This window comes from Arthrobacter sp. I3 (assembly GCF_000520575.1).
Taxonomy (GTDB): domain Bacteria; phylum Actinomycetota; class Actinomycetes; order Actinomycetales; family Micrococcaceae; genus Arthrobacter; species Arthrobacter humicola_A.
Window position 1 is genome coordinate 110,554 of the sequence record NZ_KI914927.1, and the last position, 4,749, is coordinate 115,302.

General features: G+C 69.6%; 8 protein-coding genes. 6 read left to right on the forward strand and 2 right to left on the reverse strand.

What is annotated here, in order from left to right; genetic code table 11:
• Positions 1-158: 158 nt before the first annotated feature.
• Positions 159-314, forward strand: a complete 156-nt coding sequence (locus Y706_RS28805; protein ID WP_156945124.1) for a hypothetical protein — start codon at positions 159-161, stop codon at positions 312-314.
• A 263-nt stretch (positions 315-577) separates the two neighbouring features.
• Positions 578-910 carry a YegP family protein gene (locus Y706_RS0111935; protein WP_028276773.1) on the forward strand — a complete coding sequence of 111 codons (333 nt, stop codon included), beginning with the start codon at positions 578-580 and terminating at the stop codon, positions 908-910.
• Between the two features lie 71 nt (positions 911-981).
• Here Y706_RS0111935 and Y706_RS0111940 read toward each other — a convergent pair whose 3' ends face one another.
• Both Y706_RS0111940 and Y706_RS0111945 read right to left on the reverse strand, forming a co-directional pair.
• Positions 982-1,248, reverse strand: a complete 267-nt coding sequence (locus tag Y706_RS0111940; protein WP_018772760.1) for a hypothetical protein — start codon at positions 1,246-1,248, stop codon at positions 982-984.
• Between the two features lie 130 nt (positions 1,249-1,378).
• Positions 1,379-2,017: a hypothetical protein gene (locus Y706_RS0111945; RefSeq protein ID WP_156945125.1), complete on the reverse strand. Its 639-nt coding sequence runs from the start codon at positions 2,015-2,017 to the stop codon at positions 1,379-1,381.
• A 570-nt stretch (positions 2,018-2,587) separates the two neighbouring features.
• Here Y706_RS0111945 and Y706_RS0111955 point away from each other — a divergent pair.
• From Y706_RS0111955 to Y706_RS29275, 4 genes are all read left to right on the forward strand, one after another.
• Positions 2,588-3,094 (forward strand): sigma-70 family RNA polymerase sigma factor, encoded by a 507-nt coding sequence (locus Y706_RS0111955; RefSeq protein WP_028276775.1) that lies wholly within the window; start codon positions 2,588-2,590, stop codon positions 3,092-3,094.
• Positions 3,091-3,807, forward strand: coding sequence for an anti-sigma factor family protein (locus Y706_RS0111960; protein WP_028276776.1), 717 nt, complete (start codon positions 3,091-3,093; stop codon positions 3,805-3,807). The genes Y706_RS0111955 and Y706_RS0111960 overlap by 4 nt, the downstream gene beginning before the upstream one ends.
• Before the next feature lie 426 nt (positions 3,808-4,233).
• Entirely contained in the window at positions 4,234-4,404 is a 171-nt protein-coding gene (locus Y706_RS28815; protein ID WP_156945127.1) for a hypothetical protein, read from the forward strand.
• Positions 4,405-4,529: 125 nt separating this feature from the next.
• The coding region (locus Y706_RS29275) for a hypothetical protein (protein ID WP_043436049.1) at positions 4,530-4,749 on the forward strand (220 nt) is incomplete at its 3' end.

Consider the following 4,749-nt stretch of genomic DNA (forward strand, 5'->3'; position numbering starts at 1 on the left):
GTAGGCGCCCGCCGGCCTTTCGCCGATACGGTCCAAAGTCCCTGTTTTGGTGTCAGTACTCCCGGCTAGTCTTGCGTGAGGCGCATGGCGGTCCGTAATGCGAGCCGGTGCGCCTCCAGCCAAGAACAATGGGGGGTACGTTGTCCAACGATTCAGTCATGACCTGGCTTCCCGGCGACGCAGGCCGCACCGCGGCAGCCGAGCCTTCAGAGCGGAGCGAGGCCGTCGGCCCCTCCTGGGACCGCGTCATCCCGCAAGGATCTCCCGGCGCCAGCCGCGGTGACTACTGCCGCGACCATTGGCCGCCCCTGTAGGGGTACCGCTGAGGCGGCAGTGTTCCTGCCCGCGGAGGACCCAGACGGCGGTTGCCCGCGCACGGCTGTTGGCTTCTATTTACCTGGGATTTACGTGACTTGCCTTGTGGGCGTTCCACGGCCGCAGCGAGACTTTAATGACGGGCTGACATCATCCATTCAGCCTCAGGGACAAACCAAACCAGCGGGCAGCAGCGACGCTTTCCCCTTCACCCCGTGGCAATGATGCCCGGACGGGGAGCCCGCGAACCGGGAGGATCGTCATGGCCGGCACATTTGAACTCTTCGTTGACGCTGATGCCTGCTTCAGGTTTCGGCTCAGGGCACCGGACGGGGCAGTACTGGCCGTGTCAAAGGGCTTCGCGGACAAGCCGGCAGCGGTTGCCGGCATCACCGCGGTGCGCGAGTATGCCGGCATGGGGCTGATCAGTGATCTGTGCCCGGAGCCGCCGGCAAGTCCGGCGGCACCGCGGCCGAGAAGCACTCCGACGCCGGTGCCCGGCGTCGACCGGCGGGTGCACGACAACGACCTCCGGATCCGCGCCCGGGCCCTCCGCCGCCCGGCGCACGGGCCGGGCGCGGTAGGCGTCGGCTGATCCGACAGGGCGCACGGCGACCCGGCCGCGGCAGACCGGCCCAGGCGGACGTTGGGTGGCCAGGGGCGCCGCTACGGGTCCATTCCGGCGTGCACCGGAACGAACTCGATCTTGTTCGCTGGCTGGACCGTTTTCTTGGGGGCCCGCGAGAACCCCTTGGCATCCAGGTGGTTCTGCGCCCGGTACTCCGCCAGGGCCTCGTCGTAGATCCCGTTGAGGCGGTGCCCGGAATAGACATGTTCTGAGCCGTCCGTGAACGTGATGCTGATGAGCGACTTTTCCGGGAAGTGCCGGTTCATGCGGATGAACCCCTCGGCGTCTTGCTTGAGATTGATCATGTGGTTCCCACTTTCGTGATCGAGTTGCTCCAGTCTCCCGCCTTCGCTGTGACTAAACCAACCGGCCACGGCCAGCCGGCTTCCTCCATCGGTTCAGGCCACCCTGCTCGATCGGGATGGGGGCGTACCCCTATTCGGGGGCATACGCGTCCACCGCCTGCTGCAGCACGGGGCTGAAGCGGTCCCAGGAATCGGCCGGCGTGGCCACAACCAGGACGCTGCTTCCCCGGGTTCCTGCAACGAGGCAGGCTATTTCACGGTATTTGTGGGCACCGATCCGCGTTACATAGGTGTCTTCCACGCAGGAACCGGTGCCTCCCCGGAACTCCATTCCGGCGCGGTACTGCAGCCCTCTCGCGGATGCGGCGTTCTCGCCTCTGAGATGGGCCAGCCGGAATTCGGGCCAATTGGCCAGCGACTCGTCGCCCTGTTGCGGCGTGGCATTGAGATAGATCTGGAGGTCCCCGTCGGGGGCGGTGACGGTCGCGGACACGCTGCCGGGGTCGCCCGGCACGGGAGCGGCATCAGGTGGGATGGCCAGCACGGCTGTCGTGTCCGGAAGCGCCAGCGGCTGCCATCCTGCCGGGGCCGGTCCGGGACGGAACCACGCGAACGGGGTGGGGCCGGAGGCAGGCGCCACCGTCTGGTTCCCGGCCGGAGTGCCACACGCGCCGAGGGCCAAGGCCGCTAGCGCCGCCGGCACCCCGAACAGGAGCCCCCTGCCGGGGCCCGGCCCAAGCGCCCCGTGGCTGCTACTTGTTGCCGTCACCGTCGTCCGGTCCTCCGTTGTTGTCGGCATCATGATCGTTTCCGGCAGGCACCCGGGCGGGCGGCGGAACCATGGGCCGCGGCGCCGGTGGAGCGACGCGCCGCGGGGCGGGCGCCGGCGGCCGGATCATGGGCGCCGGGGCGGGCGGCGCAATGTACCGTGGCGGTGCCGGCGCAACGGGCGGGGCAACATACCGTGGCGGCGCCGGCGCAACGGGCGCGGCAACGGTCGACGGCGGAGCCGCGTTGCTGGCGGGGTCCTTGGGCGACGGCGGGGGGTTCCCCGTCGCAGGAACTGACGGGACTGTGTAGGGGGCCGGTGCCGGCGTCGCTGTGTGCCCGCCGAAGCAGGCCCCCAGCAGCAGGATGGCGCCCAACGCCGCGGCGGCAGTCGCCGGGCGAAGAATCCTCATTGTGCTCTCCTTAGTGATGGCCGGCCAGGGGCGGCCGGACCTGTCCCTACAACGGTTCCGGCAGCCTGCAGGTTCAACACGGGCTGCGGCCATTGACCGCGCCGGGCGCAAGTGAACTGTTTGCCGCCCGGCGTCGTCCTACCTCCAAGGAGGCGGAAATGTCCGATCAGGAGGCCGAGTTACTGCGATCGCTGCAGGAGGCTTACGGCCCGGCGCTATGGCGGTTCGTCATGGGAATGACGCGTGACAGCGCCCTGGCGGACGACGTCGTGCAGGAGACGCTGATCCGCGCGTGGAAACACCCGGCGATTCTGCAGCGCCCGGAGCCGGCGGTGCGGGCCTGGCTTTACACGGTCGCCCGCAATCTCGTCATCGATGACCGGCGCAGCGCCCGCCGCCGGCACGAAACGGCAACCGACCAGCTGCCAGAGATTCCGGAGGCGGACCGGGTCGACAGGATCCTGGACGGGTGGCTTGTCTCGGATGCGCTCGCCGGGCTGTCCGCCGAGCACCGGGCCGTCGTCATTCATTCGTACTATTTGCGGGAGACGACCGCCGAGATCGCGCAAAATCTTCAACTGGCCGAGGGAACAGTGAAGTCGCGACTGCACTACGCGCTGAGGGCGATGAGGCTGGCCCTTCAGGAGGGAGGCGTGACGCCATGAACCGGAACGGAACCGATGAGTACCGGCGCTGGGATGCCGCGTACGTGCTGGGATCCCTCGTCTCCTCTGAGCGGCACGAGTTCGAGGAGCACCTGTCCGGCTGCGCTAGCTGCAGGGCCGCCGTCGCCGAACTTGCCGGACTGCCGTCGCTGCTGGCAGCACTCTCACCCGAGGAAGCCCAGTCCCTCGGGCGGACTGACGGCGAACGGCGGACACCGACGTTGCAGCCCGGACTGGCGCGCAAGGTCCAGCGCGGCCGCCGGCGCACCCGCCTGGCTGTCGCCGGGATCATGCTGGGCGCCGCTGCCGCCGCGGGCGCGGTTTACGTTGAGGTCACGGCCTCCCCGCCCCCGGCTGCCCAGATCCAGGCCGCATCCGCGACGGCCCTGAACTTCACCCCGGTCGCCGACAGTGCCATGGTGGCCACCGGATCCCTGACCACGCAGCCGTGGGGAACGCAGATCGACTGGCAGTGCACGTACACGCCGTCCCCGGCCGACTATGCTCTGCCGGGCGGTCTCCGCGCGCCGGAGGAGTACGGATTGGTGGTTGTCGACTCCCGCGGCGCCACGACCCAGGTGGCCACCTGGACAGCAACGCCGGGGACAGTGGCGACACCGACGGCCACCACAGTTGTCCCGAGAGCCGATATCCGCAGCATTGAAATCCGTGCCGTCGCGAGCGGCAAGACGCTCCTGGCCGCGCACCCGTAGCGCCGGCACACCCGCGTGCACGAACGCGGCCGCACCCGTGCCCGCGCCGGCAGGGCGCCGGCGGGTGGATCAGCGGCGCGGCGCCGGATGGATGGCCAGGACTCCATTGCAGGGACAATGGAGGCGTGACTTCCGCGAACACACCCCTGGACCCAGCCTGCGCGAAGGGGCTCTTCGATCTCGGCGCCATCGGAGCTGGCCTGGCTTTTGCGGAATCGCTGGGAGCCCTCGCGGCGGCATTGCACGCCGGTGGTGCGGGGGCGTCCGCGGTGGTGCAGGCGCCTCCCGGCACAGGCAAAACGACGCTGGTGCCGCCGCTGCTCGCAAACATCGCCGCCGGCGGGAATCGACTGGCAGTGCACGTACACGCCGTCCCCGGCCGACTATGCTCTGCCGGGCGGTCTCCGCGCGCCGGAGGAGTACGGATTGGTGGTTGTCGACTCCCGCGGCGCCACGACCCAGGTGGCCACCTGGACAGCAACGCCGGGGACAGTGGCGACACCGACGGCCACCACAGTTGTCCCGAGAGCCGATATCCGCAGCATTGAAATCCGTGCCGTCGCGAGCGGCAAGACGCTCCTGGCCGCGCACCCGTAGCGCCGGCACACCCGCGTGCACGAACGCGGCCGCACCCGTGCCCGCGCCGGCAGGGCGCCGGCGGGTGGATCAGCGGCGCGGCGCCGGATGGATGGCCAGGACTCCATTGCAGGGACAATGGAGGCGTGACTTCCGCGAACACACCCCTGGACCCAGCCTGCGCGAAGGGGCTCTTCGATCTCGGCGCCATCGGAGCTGGCCTGGCTTTTGCGGAATCGCTGGGAGCCCTCGCGGCGGCATTGCACGCCGGTGGTGCGGGGGCGTCCGCGGTGGTGCAGGCGCCTCCCGGCACAGGCAAAACGACGCTGGTGCCGCCGCTGCTCGCAAACATCGCCGCCGGCGGGA

Excerpts from the sequence above, each read along its gene's own strand:
- Y706_RS0111955 (WP_028276775.1), top strand. The coding sequence starts at position 2,588 with ATGTCCGATCAGGAGGCCGAGTTACTGCGATCGCTGCAGGAGGCTTAC.
- Y706_RS0111940 (WP_018772760.1), bottom strand. The coding sequence starts at position 1,248 with ATGATCAATCTCAAGCAAGACGCCGAGGGGTTCATCCGCATGAACCGG.
- Y706_RS28805 (WP_156945124.1), top strand. The coding sequence starts at position 159 with ATGACCTGGCTTCCCGGCGACGCAGGCCGCACCGCGGCAGCCGAGCCT.
- Y706_RS0111935 (WP_028276773.1), top strand. The coding sequence starts at position 578 with ATGGCCGGCACATTTGAACTCTTCGTTGACGCTGATGCCTGCTTCAGG.
- Y706_RS0111960 (WP_028276776.1), top strand. The coding sequence starts at position 3,091 with ATGAACCGGAACGGAACCGATGAGTACCGGCGCTGGGATGCCGCGTAC.